The 16,401-nt window shown below is 72.2% G+C and carries 14 protein-coding genes; 10 read left to right on the top strand and 4 right to left on the bottom strand.

Translation table 11 applies throughout. The features are described from left to right. The first annotated feature begins 14 nt into the window (after positions 1 to 14). Genes ACQPZ4_RS49980 through ACQPZ4_RS49965 form a run of 4 tightly spaced genes read left to right on the top strand, consistent with a single transcriptional unit; the run spans position 15 to position 5,359 of the window. A complete protein-coding gene (locus ACQPZ4_RS49980; protein ID WP_433053543.1) occupies positions 15 to 977 on the top strand; it encodes an exopolyphosphatase in 963 nt (320 codons plus the stop codon). 27 nt (positions 978 to 1,004) lie between these two features. Next, the gene (locus ACQPZ4_RS49975; protein WP_433053540.1) at positions 1,005 to 3,737 is read left to right on the top strand and encodes an ATP-binding protein; all 2,733 of its coding nucleotides are present in this window, start codon (positions 1,005 to 1,007) and stop codon (positions 3,735 to 3,737) included. A 57-nt stretch (positions 3,738 to 3,794) separates the two neighbouring features. After that, complete coding sequence (locus tag ACQPZ4_RS49970) at positions 3,795 to 4,586, top strand: alpha/beta hydrolase (RefSeq protein ID WP_433053537.1); 792 nt, start codon at positions 3,795 to 3,797, stop codon at positions 4,584 to 4,586. After that, positions 4,583 to 5,359, top strand: coding sequence for an oxidoreductase (locus ACQPZ4_RS49965; protein WP_433053534.1), 777 nt, complete (start codon positions 4,583 to 4,585; stop codon positions 5,357 to 5,359). Before ACQPZ4_RS49970 ends, ACQPZ4_RS49965 begins: the two co-directional genes overlap by 4 nt. On the opposite strand, the gene ACQPZ4_RS49960 is transcribed toward ACQPZ4_RS49965, so the two are convergent. Beyond that, positions 5,356 to 6,429 carry an App1 family protein gene (locus ACQPZ4_RS49960; protein WP_433067089.1) on the bottom strand — a complete coding sequence of 358 codons (1,074 nt, stop codon included), beginning with the start codon at positions 6,427 to 6,429 and terminating at the stop codon, positions 5,356 to 5,358. The two genes, ACQPZ4_RS49965 and ACQPZ4_RS49960, sit on opposite strands and share 4 nt — an antisense overlap. Positions 6,430 to 6,600: 171 nt before the next feature. On the opposite strand from ACQPZ4_RS49960, the gene ACQPZ4_RS49955 reads away from it, so the two are divergent. From ACQPZ4_RS49955 to ACQPZ4_RS49945, 3 genes are all read left to right on the top strand, one after another. After that, on the top strand, positions 6,601 to 6,885 hold the full coding sequence (locus ACQPZ4_RS49955; RefSeq protein ID WP_433053531.1) for a hypothetical protein: 285 nt from the start codon (positions 6,601 to 6,603) through the stop codon (positions 6,883 to 6,885). A 36-nt stretch (positions 6,886 to 6,921) separates the two neighbouring features. Further along, positions 6,922 to 7,194, top strand: coding sequence for a hypothetical protein (locus ACQPZ4_RS49950; protein WP_433053528.1), 273 nt, complete (start codon positions 6,922 to 6,924; stop codon positions 7,192 to 7,194). A 68-nt stretch (positions 7,195 to 7,262) separates the two neighbouring features. After that, a complete protein-coding gene (locus ACQPZ4_RS49945; protein ID WP_433053525.1) occupies positions 7,263 to 7,988 on the top strand; it encodes a hypothetical protein in 726 nt (241 codons plus the stop codon). Here ACQPZ4_RS49945 and ACQPZ4_RS49940 read toward each other — a convergent pair. Next, positions 7,985 to 8,887: an AAA family ATPase gene (locus ACQPZ4_RS49940; protein WP_433053523.1), complete on the bottom strand. Its 903-nt coding sequence runs from the start codon at positions 8,885 to 8,887 to the stop codon at positions 7,985 to 7,987. The genes ACQPZ4_RS49945 and ACQPZ4_RS49940 overlap by 4 nt on opposite strands. Further along, a complete protein-coding gene (locus ACQPZ4_RS49935) occupies positions 8,884 to 9,645 on the bottom strand; it encodes an RNA ligase family protein (protein ID WP_433053520.1) in 762 nt (253 codons plus the stop codon). The genes ACQPZ4_RS49940 and ACQPZ4_RS49935 overlap by 4 nt, the downstream gene beginning before the upstream one ends. A gap of 170 nt (positions 9,646 to 9,815) precedes the next feature. On the opposite strand from ACQPZ4_RS49935, the gene ACQPZ4_RS49930 reads away from it, so the two are divergent. Next, positions 9,816 to 11,426, top strand: a complete 1,611-nt coding sequence (locus ACQPZ4_RS49930; protein ID WP_433053517.1) for an alpha/beta hydrolase — start codon at positions 9,816 to 9,818, stop codon at positions 11,424 to 11,426. 231 nt (positions 11,427 to 11,657) lie between these two features. Here the strand turns inward: ACQPZ4_RS49930 and ACQPZ4_RS49925 are convergent, their stop codons facing one another. Next, entirely contained in the window at positions 11,658 to 12,203 is a 546-nt protein-coding gene (locus ACQPZ4_RS49925) for an AAA family ATPase (protein WP_433053514.1), read from the bottom strand. A 149-nt stretch (positions 12,204 to 12,352) separates the two neighbouring features. Here ACQPZ4_RS49925 and ACQPZ4_RS49920 point away from each other — a divergent pair, with 149 nt between their 5' ends. Together ACQPZ4_RS49920 and ACQPZ4_RS49915 are read left to right on the top strand one after the other, a co-directional pair. Further along, the gene (locus ACQPZ4_RS49920; protein ID WP_433053510.1) at positions 12,353 to 12,748 is read left to right on the top strand and encodes a peptidoglycan-binding domain-containing protein; all 396 of its coding nucleotides are present in this window, start codon (positions 12,353 to 12,355) and stop codon (positions 12,746 to 12,748) included. A 126-nt stretch (positions 12,749 to 12,874) separates the two neighbouring features. Next, entirely contained in the window at positions 12,875 to 16,369 is a 3,495-nt protein-coding gene (locus ACQPZ4_RS49915) for a beta strand repeat-containing protein (RefSeq protein WP_433053507.1), read from the top strand. Positions 16,370 to 16,401: the final 32 nt, after the last annotated feature.

The following is a 16,401-nucleotide window of genomic DNA, read 5'->3' as shown; positions in this document are numbered from 1 at the left end:
TTAGGGGATGTGCAGTGAAGTACCGTCTCGTGACCCGCAGCGACTTCGACGGACTGGTCTGCGCGGTGCTGCTGCGCCATCTCGACCTCATCGGTGACATCACGTTCGTGCACCCCAAGGACGTGCAGGACGGCCAGGTCGAGGTCGGGCCGACGGACATTCTCACCAACCTGCCGTACGCGCCCGGGGCCCACATGGTCTTCGACCACCATCACTCGGAGACCCTGCGGGCCGCCAAGAACAACCAGGGCCAGGCGACGAATCACGTCATCGACGCGGATGCCCCGTCGGCGGCCCGGGTCATCTATGACCACTTCGGCGGGGCCGAGCGCTTCCCGCACGTCTCCGACGAGTTGATGGTGGCGGTGGACCGGGCGGATTCGGCGCAGTACGACATCACCGAAATCCTGCAGCCGACGGGCTGGACGCTGCTGAACTTCCTCATGGACAGCCGCACCGGGCTGGGCCGTTTCCGGCAGTTCCGGATCTCCAACTACCAGCTCATGATGCAGCTCATCGACGCCTGCATCGACCACCAGGACGTCGAGGAGATCCTCGGCCTGCCCGACGTGGCCGAGCGCGCCGAGCTGTTCCGGGAGCAGCAGGACCTGTTCGTCGAGCAGTTGCGGCGGGTGTCGACCATGCACGGCGACGTGGTCGTGGTCGACCTGCGCGACGAGGAGACGATCTACGCCGGAAACCGCTTCATGGTGTACGCCCTGTTCCCCGAAGCCCGCGTCTCGATCCACGTGATCTGGGGCAAGCAGAAGCTCAACACGGTCTTCGCGGTGGGCAAGTCGATCCTCGACCGCACGTCGCCCACGGACATCGGACAGGTGATGCTGCAGTACGGCGGCGGCGGCCACCTCGCCGCCGGCACCTGCCAGGTCCCGCACGACCAGTCCGACCGCGTGCTGCACCAGTTGATCGCCAAGGTCGGCGCCCCGATGACCTCGACGGCGGCCCCGCGACACTGATGATCCCCGGGTGGCATGCTCGTAGGCGTGCGACTCCTGGGGCGTGACGACGAGCTGCGTTCCCTCTCCGGCCACCTCGACGACGTCGACGACCGCGGCAGCGCGATCGGCCTGCGCGGCGAGCCCGGCGTCGGCAAGAGCGCGCTGCTGGCCGAGGCCGTGGAGCACGCGCGCGGCAAGGGCTTCACCGTGCTCAGCGCGCGCGGCAGCCAGTCCGAGACGCACCTGCCGTTCGCCTGCCTGCACCAGGTCCTGCGCCCGCTGCTGCCGAGGGCCGACCGGCTTCCGGCCATGCAGCGCGACGCCCTGCTCGCCTGCTTCGCGATGGGCGACTCGGTCGAGGTGAACCCGTTCTTCGCGTTCCTCGCGGTGCTGGAGCTGCTCGTCGACCTGGCCCGGCGTACACCGGTGCTCGTCTGCCTCGACGACCTGCACTGGATGGACCAGCCCTCGATCGACGCGCTGGCCTTCGTGGCGCGGCGGATCGAGAGCGAGCGGGTGGTGGTGCTGTGCACCTCGCGGCCGGCGCCGCTGCCGTTCACCGACGCGCACACGGTCGAGTGGGTGGAACTTCGCGGCATCGACGGGGCCGCGGCGGCCGCGCTGCTCGACGCCCGGGCGCCCGGCCTGCCGCCCGCGGTGCGCGAGCGCGTCCTGCACCAGGCCCGGGGCAACCCGCTCGCCCTCCGGGAGTTCGCGATCGCGCTGGAGCCGGGGCGGTACGCGGAAATCGACGACGACCTGCCGATGACCACGCGGCTGGAGCAGGCGTTCGCGGCCCGGGCCGAGCACCTCGGGCCGGCGGTGGGCGCCATCCTGACGGTCGCGGCGGTCGACGACGGCGACGACCTCGGGGACGTGCTCGCGGCCGCGCAGCTGCTGCACGGCGCGCCGCTCGACCGCGGGGCCGCGCAGCCGGCCTTCGACAACGGGCTGCTGACGGCGAGCGGTGAGCGGTACCAGATGGCGCATCCCCTCATCGGATCGGCGCTGCTGCGGGCCATGCCGCCCGCGACGCGGCAGCAGGCCCACGAGGCGCTGGCCCGCGTCCTGGAGACCCACCCGGACCGCGCGGTGTGGCACCGGGCGTCGGCCATGTCCGGGCGGGACGAGGGGATCGCGGCCGAGCTGGAGCGGGCGGCCGGCAACGCCCAGCGCCGCGGCGCGATCGCCTCCGCCGTGGCGTGGCTGGAGCGGGCGGCCGCGCTCAGCCCCGACCCGCAGGCCCAGGCCGGCCGGCTGCTCAGCGCGGCCGAGCTCGGCTTCCAGCTGGGCCGGTTCGGGCAGGTCGAGCAGATCAAGGCCCAGGTCGCCGGGGTGTCGCTGCGCCCGCGCGACCGCTCGCGGCTGATCTGGCTGGAGGGCGTCTTCCACGACGGGTCCACGGGCGAGCCGGCCGAGGTACGCCACCTGGTCCACCTCGCCCGCCAGGCCATCGAGGGCACGGATGTCGAGCTCGCCATGCAGCTGCTGGTCGGCGCGGCCCGGCGGGTCTGGTGGCGCGACCCGGGCGCGGCGCTGCGCCACGAGATCGTGCTGGCCGCGCACCACCTGGGGGTGGCCGCCGACGACCCGCGGCTGCTGGCCATCAACGCGCTGTCCGAGCCGCTCGAGCAGGGGCCGGCGGTGATCGAGCAGCTCGCGCACTGGCCCGCGGACGCCGGCGGGCAGCCGGACGCGGCGGGCCTGCTGGGCATCGCGGCGTTCTGCACCGGCGACTTCCGCCGCGCGGTCGCGTTCCTGTCCACGCCGATCCAGGAGCTGCGCGCGCAGGGCCGGATGAGCCTGCTCGCGGAGGCGCTGGCGATCCGCTCCTGGGGCGAGATCTACCTGGGCACGTTCGACGCGGCGAGCTCGGCCGACGAGGCGATGCGGCTGGCCGACGAGACCGGGCAGTCGCTGTGGGCCGCGACCGCGCGCATCGCGGTGGCGCTGATCGACGGCGTCGGGCGGGGCTGGGACACCCGGCACGACCTGCTGGCGGAGGCCGAGCACACGGCGGTGCGCACCCCGAACGCCGCCTCTTCGCTTCTGGCCGGCGTGCAGCTGGCCCGCGGGATCGCCGAGCTCGGCGCGAACCGGCACGAGCAGGCCTATGGCGAGATGCGCCGGGTGTTCGAGCCGACGGACCCGGCGTACCAGCGCATTCAGCAGGTCTGGACGCTCGGCTACCTGGCCGAGGCGGCCGTGCGCACCGGGCGGCGGGACGAGGGCCGCGCGCTGCTGGCGGGCATCGAGCGGATCGCGGGCGGCTCACCGGCGACCGGGTCGATCATCGCGCTGGAGTACACCCGGGCCGTGCTCGCCGACGACGAGTCGGCCGAGCCGCTGTTCAAGGCGGCCATGCACGGCGCCAGCAGCGGGCTGCCCTGGCACCGGGCGCGGGCCGAGCTCGCGTTCGGCTCCTGGCTGCGCCGCCGGCGCCGGGTCGTCGAGTCGCGCGAGCCGCTGCGGGCGGCCCGGGCCACGTTCGAGGCGGTCGGCGCGCGGACCTGGGCCCAGCGGGCCGACCAGGAGCTGAGCGCGACCGGCGAGCGCGGGTGGCAGCCGACGTCGAACCCGCGGGAGCGGCTCTCCCCGCAGGAGGCGCAGATCGCCGAGCTCGCCGCGCAGGGCCTGTCCAACCGCGAGATCGGCCAGCGGCTGTTCCTCTCGCACCGGACGGTCAGCTCGCACCTGTACCGCATGTTCCCCAAGCTCGGCATCACGTCCCGCGCCCAGCTGGCCGCCGTCCTGATGCAGTCACCTGACGCTAGCTGACCCCGTGGAAGCGCTCCTACGGTGCCAATGACGGCGCCCGACGAGCGGAGAACTCCTGTGACAACCCCCGTGCTCTTCATCCATGGCCTCTGGCTGCACGCCACCTCGTGGGACCCGTGGGTCCAGCTGTTCCGGGAGGCCGGCTACGAGCCGATGGCCCCCGGCTGGCCCGGCGACGGCGAGACGGTCGAGGCCTCGCGCGCGAACCCCGACGCGATCGGCGACCACGGCATCGACGACGTGGTGGCCCATTTCGCCGGCATCATCGAGCGGCTCCCGAGCGCCCCGATCCTGATCGGGCACTCGTTCGGCGGCATGATCGCGCAGAAGCTGCTCGGCCAGGACCGCGCGCTGGCCGCCATCGCCATCGACGCCGCCCAGATCAAGGGGGTACTCCCCGTGCCCCTCTCGGCCCTCCGCGCCACCCTCCCGGTGTTCAAGAACCCGGCCAACCGGCACCGCGCGGTCTCGCTGACCCCGGAGCAGTTCCGGTTCGCGTTCACCAACGAGGTCTCGGAGCAGGAGTCGGAGGAGCTGTTCGAGCGCTGGACGATCCCCGCGCCGGGCAAGCCGCTGTTCGAGGCGGCGACCGCGAACTTCGACCCGCACTCGCCGGCCAAGGTGGCCACCGACAACCAGAACCGCGGGCCGCTGCTGCTCATCGCCAGCGGCAAGGACCACACCGTGCCGGAGTCGGTGACCCGGGCGACGCTGAAGCAGTACCGGCACTCGGAGGCGGTCACCGACATCATCACGTTCCCGGACCGGGCCCACTCGCTGACCATCGACTCCGGCTGGCGCGAGGTGGCCGACACCTGCCTGACCTGGCTCAAGGAACAGTCGCTGTGAACCTCGGCCTCGCGGGCCGCCGCGCGGTGGTGACGGGCGCCGGCAAGGGCATCGGTCTCGCGATTGCGAGCGCGCTTGTACAGGAGGGTGCCCACGTCACCGCCGGTGCCCGCCATGGCTCGCCCGAGCTCGACGCCCTCGGCGCGCACGTGGTCCTCGGGGATCTGACGACGGCGGCCGGCTGCCAGGCCCTCGCCGACGCGGCGGTGGACCGCTTCGGCGGCATCGACGTGCTCGTCAACAACGTCGGCGCGGTCCGGCCGCGGACCGGCGGCTTCCTGTCGGTCACCGACGAGGACTGGCAGGGGGCGCTGGAGGCCAACCTGTTCTCGGCCATCCGCGCGACCCGGGCCGCCGTGCCCCACCTGCTGCGGAGCGCCCCGTCGGCGATCGTCACCGTCTGCTCGGTCAACGCCGCGCTGCCGGACCCCGGGGTGATCGACTACAGCGCGGCCAAGGCGGCGCTGCGCAGCTTCTGCAAGTCGCTGTCGAAGGAGCTCGGCCCGGCCGGGGTCCGGGTCAACACGGTCAGCCCGGGCCCGGTGGAGACCCCGCTGTGGCTGGGGGCCGGCGGCGTGGCCGAGACCATCGCGCAGGCGCAGGGCCTGGACCCGGCCGCGGTCCAGGCGGCCGCGGTCGCCGGCACCCCGACCGGCCGGTTCAGCCGCCCGAGCGAGGTGGCTCAGGTCGTCCTGCTGCTCGCCGCGGAGACGGCCGGCAACATCACCGGCGCCGACATCGTGATCGACGGCGGCCTCGTCACCACGATCTAGAGGATCTCAGTGTCCCGGAGCAGGCGCCACAGGCCGGCGCCGTCCGGGGCGCTGAGCCATCTGCGGTCGTTGGGCGGGAAGCGCCTTGGGCTCCCCGCCACACCCGGGAACGCGCCGGCCAGGACCGCCTGGGCGGGGGACAGGTGGCGGATGGCCACGGCGGCGATGCTGTCCGGGTGCTCGGCCGCGAACTCGGCGTAGATCTCCGGGTCGTGCTGGCCGTCGTCGCCGATGAGCAGCCAGCGGATGTCCGGGAACTCCTGGGCCAGCCGGGACAGCGAGGCCCGCTTGTGGGCCTGGCCGCTGCGGAAGAACCGGTCCGGCTGCGGGCCCCAGTCGGTGAGCAGCAGCGGCCCGGCCGGGTACAGGTGGCGGGACAGGAACCGGGTCAGCGTCGCGGCCACGTTCCAGGCGCCGGTCGAGAGGTAGAACACCGGCGCGCCCGGGTTGGCGTTGACCAGGCGCTCGTAGAGCACGGCCATTCCCGGTACCGAAGCGCGGGCATGTTCGTCGAGGACGAAGGTGTTCCAGGCGGCCAGCAGCGGCCGCGGCAGCGTGGTGATCATGACCGTGTCGTCGACGTCGGAGATGATGCCGAGCCGGGTGGCAGTCGGGTCGATGATCCGGATCGGCGCCTCGACCGGCTCGCTGTTCTCGCACTGCAGCGTGACCGTGCCCCAGCCGGGGGCCAGGTCGGCCTCGACCACGACGTCGATGAAGCCGCCGCGGTCGCAGCGCACCTCGGAGGTACGGCCGCCCGCCTCGATCTTCACCAGCGCGTTGCTGACCGACACGGCGGTGAAGGAGCGCCAGCCGCGCAGCTTCTTGAGCCGCTTGCCGGGCTTCGGGTCCAGCCGGGCCAGCAGCACCCGGCCGAGCACGCGGACCCAGCCGGGCCGGTCGGGCGTCGCCGCCGAGCCGTAGCCCGTGTACGCCGTGACGGCCACGCTCCAGCCCCGCCGGCGCAGGCGACGCTCCAGCACCGCGTGGAACGCGTCCTCGATGCGGGCCGCCCGGTGCAGCGGCAGCGGCGCGCTGGTGGGCGTCCCAGGTGGAGTGCTGGGCGTCAGGGACACTGTCTCACCCTGCCACAGCCCCGCCACCCATGCACCCTGCTAGTGGATCAACCCATGGTGACCAACAGACGACGCTGGCATGAAACCGTGAGCCCGAACCGTCCGCGTGTCCTTAGCGTGATTGTCATCAGGGAACCTCAAAACGAGGCGCACAGGAGGTGCGAGATGGCTACCACCACTTTCGAGGCCGTTCGGGCCGAGGCGCTGTTCGCCTCGGACCTGCAGTGCTCGCAGTCCCCGGCCCGCGGCGAGATCCGCGCGGCCGTCGCGGCCACGCTGCGGCGGATGGGCGTGCGGGGCTGCGCGGCGCGGGTCGCCGGCGAGTTCGGCGACCACCCGGAGACCGCGGTGGCGCGCATGGCGTGGGCGCTGGCCCAGGTCCGCGCGACCTACCCCGGGGCCTCCCGGACAATTCAGGCAATCAGGGCGCGCCGCTCCGTCGCCGCCTAAGCATGAAACCTCGCCCGAGCGGGCATCATCAGGGCCATGCAGGAGCTGCACGTCTCGATTGACGCCGACCACGCCGACCCCGCCGTCCAGCGACTCCAGGAGCCGCTGGAGGCCCAGCTGACCTCCGCGCTGCAGCGCGCCGCGGAGGTCATCGCCCACGACTACCACGGCGAGTCCGTGGACGAGGTGAGCCACCGGCTCATCGAGCTCGCCCGGGAGAGCCTCCACCCGGACATCGCCAACGCCTGGCTGCCCGACGAACACGAGCTGCGCCAGGCCGCCGAGGCGATCGTGAACGATTTTCACTGATTGCCCGGTCGTGCAACCTGCCCGCTCCACACTGTTCCCCAGAGCCCGCACGAACCCTGGAGGACAGCGTGGAGCAGCACAAACTCACGATCGACATGAACGACGCCACGATCGACCAGCTGCGCGACCACCACTTCGCGCTCTTCGGCCTCCACGCGATCGCGACCTCGGCGAGCGGCGCTCCGACGATCTGGCTCTCGGCCCACTATCTCGAGCGCCACATGGAGATCGCGTGGACCGAGACGTACTCGATGTTCACCACCCGCCACACCGCGCACGCGCCCAGCACCAAGGTGGTGGCCACGCACAACTACCCGGCCCCGCTGGGCAGCGTGCTGACCGTCTCCGGCAACGACGGCGCCGGCATCGTCACACCGGGCGGCCCGGCCGGCCACATGGAGATCGACAACACCGGCCGGACCGAGCTCGGCGCCGGGATGTGCATCCACGATGCCCACGGGATGTACCAGCCGATGGGCGTCTTCGACCTGATCGACGTCGACCTGTTCCAGCCGGTGCCCAAGGTGGCGTTCTTCTTCTCGCCGATCCCGCACATGGCCGGTGAGATCGCCACCCGCTCGCTCGGCCCCGGCGTGCTGCTGGACTACCAGATGACCAACAACGGCTCGCTGTCCGTCGAGTACGACATCCACAACGGCTGGGCCTGCGACAACCGCCCGTACGCGCGGCCGATCGCGGCCAACGAGCCGCTCAGCCCGCTGCTGCTGATCCGCTCGTCAGCCCTGCAGGCGCTCGCGATGCAGCGCCAGCGCATCACGACCTCCGCCCGCTAGGCGTTCGACACCCAGCGCACCGCGTGCGCCTCGGTCGGGTCCGGCGGCTCCCAGCGCCGGGCCATCCGGTCGATGACGGCCGGCGGCACGGTGCGCGCCCGCTCGCGGTTGCGCCGGTGCACCACGTCCGGCGGGGCCTCCACGCTCACCACCTCGACCCGCGCGCCGTAGTCCGCGGCCAGCCCGATGGACCGCGACCGCAGCGCGCGGGTCGTGTTCGTGGCGTTCCAGACGTAGGCCGTGCCCGCGCGCAGCAGCTCGCGCGCCCGCGCATAGGCCGCCGCGATCACCGGGCCCTGGTCGTCGGTCGGGCGGACCTTCAGCTCCGCGCGCAGGCCGTCGAGGCTGACCACGGGCACCCCCGGCCGGTTGGCCGCGATCCAGTGGTCCTTGCCGGCGCCCGGGAGCCCGGACATCACGGTCACGGTGAAGGTCGTCGCGTCGAACGCGGCATAGCCCGGATCCCGCCCCGGCGTCCGGAAATACTCGAACCGCGCATGATCCGAGGCGAACTCCCGGGCCTTGTCCAAACAACCCATTTCGCTCGTGTACTGCCTGAAGAGCGCAACCTCCGCCCGAAGGTCCTCGTCCCCGGCGGCCGCCGCGTCCGCCTCCGCCAGCAGCGCCAGGTCGTCGTTGCGGGCGAGCAGGCCGACCCGGAACGCGACCCGGTCGAGGTCGGGGCGGTCCAGCGCGCCGAAGGGCAGGCGGTGGTGGCGGACCAGCGCGGCCACGTGCTCCCGCCAGGCGATCGGCACCCCGCGCTCCCACAGGATGCGCCGCGCCCCGAGCTCGCCCTCCGGGAGGAGCAGGGCTGCGGAGTACACCCGCTGCTGTTCCTCTGAAGGCCGCAGCCGGAACCCCTCGAGGCCCGCCAGCGCCGCCGCGAGCTCGCTCACGGGCGGACCCGGTTGGCCACGATGGGCCGGTCCTGCCAGTGGCTGCCGGAGTCCAGGATCGCGGTGTGGAAGCTCGGCCGGACCCACTTGTAGCGGCCCAGCACCGTGCCGGTGTCCTCGAGCTTGAGGTAGAGGCCCTCCATCTCCTCGGCCAGGTCGGTCTCGCGCGCGACCTGGTCCGGGTCGGCGCCCCCGGCGAGCGCGGCCTCGCGCAGCGCGCCCCGCCAGCCGCTCGTGCGGCAGGTCGACGGGCCGACGAGCTTGGTCAGCGCGGCCAGATCCGGGAACGCCTCCTCCGCCAGCACCGGCACGGTCGCGATGCCGAGCCCGTCGAGCAGCTCGCGCCGGCGCGGCGTCGACAGAAATGTTTCTGATTGACGGTCGTACACGTCGAACTCGCAGAAGTGATGGGGCAGCGCATCGTAGAAGACGGTGTGCTTCGCGTACAGCCATTCGCCGTACAGGATGAATCGCTCGCGCAACACGGGCCACATCTGGTATTGAAGCCCGGCGGCCCACGCCTTGAACGGGGCGAACTGTTTCTCGCGCGGGCCGCCCGCCAGATAGTGACCGCGCGACTGCAGCCGCAGCGTGCCGTCTTCATCGAAGCTGATGGCGGCGTTGGCCCCGTCGAGCTTCTCCTCCACGACCAGCGTCCGCCCGGCCAGCTCGGCGAACGGGACCTGGGCGAGGTCGTGGTCCCCGGGCTGCAGGCGCGAGCCCTGCAGGTGCGGTGTCCGAGGGTACTTGCGCAGCATCCCACCGTTGTACCGGAGTGCGATTGCCGCCCGACATCGGTTTTTCGCGGGTGGAGGAAAGGGTGCTACGGGTTCCGCGCGGCGGGCCGGGCCGAAAGCATCGGCGTGACATTGTTTGACCCGAATCAGCTGGCCACTGCACAGATTTGGGCAGATTTGGGAGGGTTGTCTTGACGAACAGAACCGTGAAGGGGCTGGTCCTCTTCACCGCCACGGCGATGGCCGTGGCCCTCGCGCCGGCGGCGAGCGCCCTGGCCGCTCCCGCCGCGCCGAACGCGGACGGCTACTCGGCCTCGGTTCCCTGGGGCCAGTGCGCGAGCGCCGGCCTGCGCTCCCGCGGCGCCGAGTGCGGCCTGCTCGACGTGCCCCTGGACTACAACAAGCCCAACGGCAAGAAGATCCAGATCGCCGTCTCGCGCATCAAGCACAAGGTCGCCGACAAGGACTACCAGGGCGTCATGCTGGTCAACCCGGGCGGCCCCGGCGGCTCCGGCCTGACCCTGTCGGTCCTGGGCGAGTACGTGCCGAACGGCGCGGGCGAGGCCTACGACTGGATCGGCTTCGACCCCCGCGGCGTGGGCTCCAGCGTTCCGGCGCTGCACTGCGACGACGACTACTTCGCCGGGCCGCGCCCCGAGTACATCCCGTGGAACAAGAACCTCGAGAACCTCTGGCTCGACAAGTCCAAGGGCTACGCCAAGGCCTGCGGCAAGGCCGGCGGCGAGCTGCTCAACCACATGACCACGGTGGACTCGGTCAACGACATGGAGTCGATCCGCAAGGCGCTCGGCGCCAAGCAGATCAACTACTACGGCTTCTCGTACGGCACGTACCTCGGCCAGGTCTACGGCACCCTGCACCCGGACAAGGTGCGCCGCATGGTCCTCGACGGCAACGTCGACGTGCGCAAGGTGTGGTACCAGGCCAACCTGGACCAGGACACCAACTTCCAGCGCAACGAGGAAATCTGGTTCGGCTGGCTGGCCAAGTACGACAGCGTCTACCACCTGGGCAAGACCGCCAAGCAGGTCGAACTCCGCTGGTACGCCGAGCAGCAGAAACTCCGCGCGGCCCCGGCCGGCGGCGTGGTCGGCGCGAGCGAGTGGACGGACATCTTCCTGTACGCCGGCTACTACCAGTCGACGTGGACGGAGCTGGCCGACGCGTTCGCGGGCTGGGCCAACAACCACGACACCGACATCATCGTCGCGGCCTACGAGAACTACATCGGCCCCGGCGACGACAACGGCTTCGCGGTCTACAACGCGGTGCAGTGCACCGACGTCCAGTGGCCGCAGAGCTGGAACCAGTGGGAGCGCGACAACTGGCTCACGTTCCTGAAGGCCCCGTTCATGACCTGGTCGAACGCCTGGTTCAACGCCCCGTGCCTCTACTGGCCCGGCAAGGCCCAGAAGCCGGTCAAGGTCGACGGCTCGAAGGTCAAGAGCGTCCTGTTCGTCGGCACCACCCTCGACGCGGCCACCCCGTTCGAGGGCAGCCTGGAGGCCCGCCGCCGCTTCCCGCACGGCGCGCTCCTCGCCGAGGTCGGCCAGACCACGCACGCCAACTCGCTCAACGGCAACGAGTGCGTGGACAACACGATCGCGGACTACCTGGCCACCGGCAAGCTCCCGCAGCGCAAGTCGGGCGACCGCCCCGACAAGAGCTGCGACGCCCTGCCGCAGCCGGACCCGACCGCTTCGCTCGCCAAGGCGCAGACCCTCCGCGCCGACAGCAGCGTGACGGCCGCCCGCGAGCCGCTGTACCCGGTGCACCACTAAGCACGTCAGCAACGCAGGCGGGGCGCGGCCATTGCGGCCGCGCCCCGCTGTGTTTCCGAAAGGCCGGGGGAGGCTTCGCCTCCACCCGAACCCCCTCACGAGCTACGGCTCGAGCGCGGGGCCGCATGGGGCTGAGCTGCGGCCCCAGCACGTGCCTCACGGGCTGCCGGTGTCAGCGGTCAGGTCGCTTCCGGGGCGCGCCGTTGGTGAGGACGCACTTCCCGCCGACTGCTAGCTGGTGCCGGAGACCGTCGGCGGCCAGCGGTGGGTGCGCCAGGCGGTCCAGGTGGCGAAGCCGGGCGGTGGGGCGTCGATGGGTTCGCTGCCGTCGAGCTCGCCCGGGGTCGGGGTTTGGAAGAAGGCCGCCCACTCGCTGAGCTCCGCGTCGGACATGGGCCACGTCGTGTGGGGCGCCTCGGCCTGCCGCCGGTCGAGGCGGCGCCGCTGCTCGGCCGGTTCCAGCGTGAAGTACCGCATGTCCACCGCCGCGCCGAGGTCCGCCGCGGCCTGGCGGAGGGACGAGCGCTCGTCGCGGCTCCACAGGCCGTAGTCGACGATGACGTTGGTGCCGAGCTCCAGGGTGCGCAGGCCGATCGCGATGAGCCGGCCCTCGATGACGTCCTGGGCCGCGGGCGGGTTCTCGTCGCCGTACAGCGCCTTGACCCACTCGTCCTTGGTGAGGCGCAGGGCCCGGTGCTCGGTCTCGAGGCGCCGGGCCGCGGTGGTCTTGCCGGTGCAGGGGAGGCCAACGGTCAGGAACAGGGTCGGTTGGGGCACATCACCCTTCTTACTACGGGGACGGGACAAAAGATCGAAAGTTGTTAGACTGCCCGCCCACGGCGTCGACGGACGCTGATGTGTGCGAGACGGGGGTATTGACTGTGCTCAGCCTGAAGAGGGCGTTGGTCCGCGGTGCCGTTGGTGCGGTGGCCGCGCTGGTCGCGGCCGGGGTCGGGGTTGTCGCCACCGGTACGGCGGCGCAGGCGGCGACGCCCAAGTGCAATGCGGTGGGGCTCATCCCGAACCTCAAGGGCGGCCTGCTCGACCTGCCGGTGTACCGGACCGGGTCGAGCGACACGGTGCTCTGCGGCGTCTACTACGGCGACCGCGGCGACGACGTCATTCAGCTGCAGTGGACGCTCGTGCACTGCTACAGCGAGACCGGCGTGAAGCAGGACGGCATCTTCGGCGACAAGACGAAGGCGGCGCTGGTGCGCGCGCAGGGGCGGGAGCACATCTCCGCCGACGGGTCGTACGGGCCGCAGACGGCGCTGAACATCTTCCACCCGGACGTCAGCTCGGGCGGGTGCTCGAAGTTGTAGCGCGGCCCGTGCACATGAAGTGGTGGTGAGCGTTCCGTCACGCTTAGTGATACCCTCGGCACAATCTGCTGATATGCCGCATTTCGGGCGGCTGGGGCTCGGAAGCCGGGGAATCACATGGGGTCGATGGGGCGGCGGGTCGCGGCGGCGATCGGTGGGCTGATGGCGGTGGCGGGATCGGTGCTGGTGCCCGCCACCGGGGCGTGGGCGGTGACCTCGCCGTGCACGGACGCCTCGGCGCCGGCGGCGCGCAGCACGGTCTCGTGCACGACGGCGGGCGCGTTCACGCTCGCGGTGCCGGCCGGGACGACGTCGATCGACCTCGACGTCGTCGGGGCCGGGGGCGGGGCCGGCTATCCCGCGCGGCAGCACATCGGCGGGCACGGGGCCGAGGTCACCGGCACCGCGACGCTTCCACCGGGCACGACGTCGGTTTACGTCCTCGTCGGTACCGGCGGCAGCGGCGACAACCACGGCTACGGCTACGGCGGCACCGGTTCGGGCGTGTTCGCGCTCGGGGCCGGCAGCGCGCTGCTGGCGAAGATCGCGGTCGCGGGAGCCGGCGGGGGCGGCTCGTACAACGGCGACGGCGGCGACGCGGGCTCGCCCGGCACGTCGGAGAACTCGGGCCTCGCGGCACCCGGCGCGGCCGGCAACGGGGCCACCGGGGGCGCGGGCGGGGCCGGGAACTACAGCGCCGGTGGCACCGGCGGCAGCGACAACCCGGCCTTGCCGACGCTGGCCGCCGGTGGCACGGGCGGCACGTACCCCAACCAGAGCGCTGGCGGCACCGGCGGTGGCGGCTACGCGGGCGGTGGCGGCGGCGCCACCGGCAACCAGGGCATCCTGAACATCTACGAGGCCGGTGGCGGGGGCGGCTCCTCGTACGCGCACCCGACCTATCTGCCAGCGGGCGTCATCGGGGTGAAGAGCGGTACTGGCGGCGTCCAACTGCCCGGGCTGGTCGCCGGCGACGGCCTGAACGGCTCGGTCACGCTGACGTTCAACGGGCCGGCGGTGCCGAGCGCGCCCACGCAGGTGGCCGCGACGCCCGGGGACACGCAGGCGACGGTGTCGTGGACGGCTTCGAGCAGCGACGGCGGCTCGGCGATCACCGGGTACACGGTGACCTCGAATCCGGGCGCGATCGTCAAGAGCTGCGCGTCCAGCCCGTGCGTCGTGACCGGACTGACGAACGGTACGGGCTACACGTTCACCGTCCACGCCACGAACGCCAACGGCGACTCGCCGGAGTCCGACCCGTCGGTGAGCGTGACGCCGGCCCTTCCGCCGGGCATCCCCACGATCGGCACGGCCACGCGCGGGGCGGGACAGGCGTCGGTCACGTTCACCGCGCCCGGAAGCGACGGCGGTTCGACGATCACGGGGTACACGGTGACCTCGAATCCCGGCGCGATCACCAAGAACTGCCCGTCCAGCCCGTGCACGGTCACGGGACTGGCGAACGGCACGGCCTACACGTTCACGGTGCACGCCACGAACGCCGCGGGCAGTTCCGGCGAGTCCGGCGCGTCCAACTCGGTCACGCCGGCCGACGTTCCGGGTGCGCCCACGCAGGTGTCGGCGGCGCCGGGCGACACGCAGGCGGCGGTGTCGTTCACCGCGCCCGTCAGCAACGGCGGCTCGGCGATCACCGGTTACACGGTCACGTCGAGCCCGGGCGCGATCGTCAAGACCTGCGCGGCGAGTCCGTGCACGGTGACAGGGCTTTCCAACGGTACGGCCTATCAGTTCACGGTTCGCGCCACCAACGCGATCGGCGACTCGGCCGCCTCGTCCGCATCGAGCGCCGTCACGCCGGCCTCGCTACCGGGCACGCCGACGATCGGCACGGCCACGGCCGGCGCGGGACAGGCGTCGGTGACGTTCACGGCGCCGGGGAGCGATGGCGGTTCGAGCATCACGGGGTACACCGTGACCTCGAATCCCGGCGGCATCAGCAACACCTGCGCGTCCAGCCCGTGCACGGTTTCGTCGCTCGTGAACGGCACGGCCTACACGTTCACGGTGCACGCCACGAACGCGATCGGCAGCTCGGGTGAGTCCGCCGCGTCCAACGCGGTCACCCCGTCGGACGTTCCCGCCGCGCCGGCGGTCACCGCCACGGCCCTCGACGGCGGCGTGCGCGTCCAGTTCGCCGCGCCGAGCAACGAGGGCTCGGCGATCACGCGGTACGAGATCTCGACCGACGGCGGCACCAACTGGGCGACGCTGCCGACCACGGTCACCGGCGCCACGTTGAGCGGGACGGTCACCGGCCTGACCAACGGCACGCAGTACGGCGTGCGCGTTCGCGCGGTCAACGCCAAGGGCGACGGCCATCCGTCCACCAACCAGTCCATCACCCCGGCCGCCGTGCCCGGTGCGCCGACGGCCGTGAGCGCCACGCGCGGCAACGCCTCGGCCTCGGTGACGTTCACCGCGCCGGGCAGCACGGGCGGCGCCTCGATCACGTCGTACACCGTGACGTCGACCCCGGGCGGCCTGACCGCGACCTGCGCGTCCAGCCCGTGCACGATCAGCGGCTTGACGAACGGCACGGCGTACACGTTCACGGTGCACGCCACGAACGGCACGGGCGACTCGGCCGAATCGAGCGCGTCCACGGCGATCACCCCGGCGACCGTGCCGTCCGCTCCGGCCACGCTGGCCTTCACCCCGGCGGCCACCTCGGCGGTCGTCTCCTTCGCCGACCCGGCGAACGGCGGCTCGCCCATCACGGGCTACGAGGTCTCGACCGACGGCGGACAGACCTGGAACCCGCTCGACGCGAACCGCACGATCCCGGGCCTGATCGCGGAGACGTCCTATCAGGTGCAGGTCAGAGCCATCAACGCCGTCGGTACCGGTCCGGCGAGCACCAGCGCCGCACTGAGCACGGTTCCCGTCGCCCCGGCGGCGCCAACGGCCACCGCGGGGACGGCGTCGGTGACGGTCACCTGGACGCAGGCGGCCAGCAGCACGGTCACCGGGTACACGGTTTACGCGCATCCCGGGCCGGCCACGTGCACCACGAACGCGCGCACCGCGACGTCGTGCGTGATCGGGGCGGTGAGCGGTTCGTCGTACACGTACACCGTGGTGGCCCACAGCCCGTCGGGCGACTCGGCCGATTCGCTCGCGTCCGGCCCGGTCACCGCCGCGTCCCCGGACGTGCCGGCGGCCGCCCCGGCTGCGGCGCCGACCACGCTGACCACGACGGAGGGGACGCTGTCGAAGGTCGCGCCGTCCCAGCAGATCACGGTCGTCGGTACGGGATTCGCGCCCTACTCGACCGCGACCGTCGTGCTGTACAGCTCGCCGGTGGTGCTCGGCACGGCCACGACCGACGCGAACGGCTCCTTCACGAAGCAGGTGACGATTCCGGCCTCGATTCCGGCGGGTTCGCACAACCTGGTGGCGTCCGGGGTGGACAGCAGCGGCAACACGCACCAGATCCGCATGCCCGTCACCACGGCGGCCGCCACGTCGTCCGGCGGGAGCGGTGGGCTGCCGGTCACGGGGGCGCCGGTGGCGATCCTGGCGATCTGGGCCGGGCTGGTCACGGCGGCAGGCGTCGGGCTGGTCGCCTTCGGCGCCCGCCGGCCGCGAACTCGGTAACGCGGTTGCTCGCCCGCCCTCACGTTCGACGA

The sequence above is a fragment of the Dactylosporangium sp. CS-033363 genome (assembly GCF_050942475.1).
Lineage (GTDB): Bacteria > Actinomycetota > Actinomycetes > Mycobacteriales > Micromonosporaceae > Dactylosporangium.
The sequence above is the reverse complement of the archived record's forward strand: the minus strand, read 5'-3'. Positions and strand labels throughout refer to the sequence as shown.

Coding starts and splice junctions, on each gene's coding strand:
- ACQPZ4_RS49935 (WP_433053520.1), bottom strand. CDS start 9,645: ATGCTGCGCAAGTACCCTCGGACACCGCACCTGCAGGGCTCGCGCCTG.
- ACQPZ4_RS49950 (WP_433053528.1), top strand. CDS start 6,922: ATGCAGGAGCTGCACGTCTCGATTGACGCCGACCACGCCGACCCCGCC.
- ACQPZ4_RS49955 (WP_433053531.1), top strand. CDS start 6,601: ATGGCTACCACCACTTTCGAGGCCGTTCGGGCCGAGGCGCTGTTCGCC.
- ACQPZ4_RS49915 (WP_433053507.1), top strand. CDS start 12,875: ATGGGGCGGCGGGTCGCGGCGGCGATCGGTGGGCTGATGGCGGTGGCG.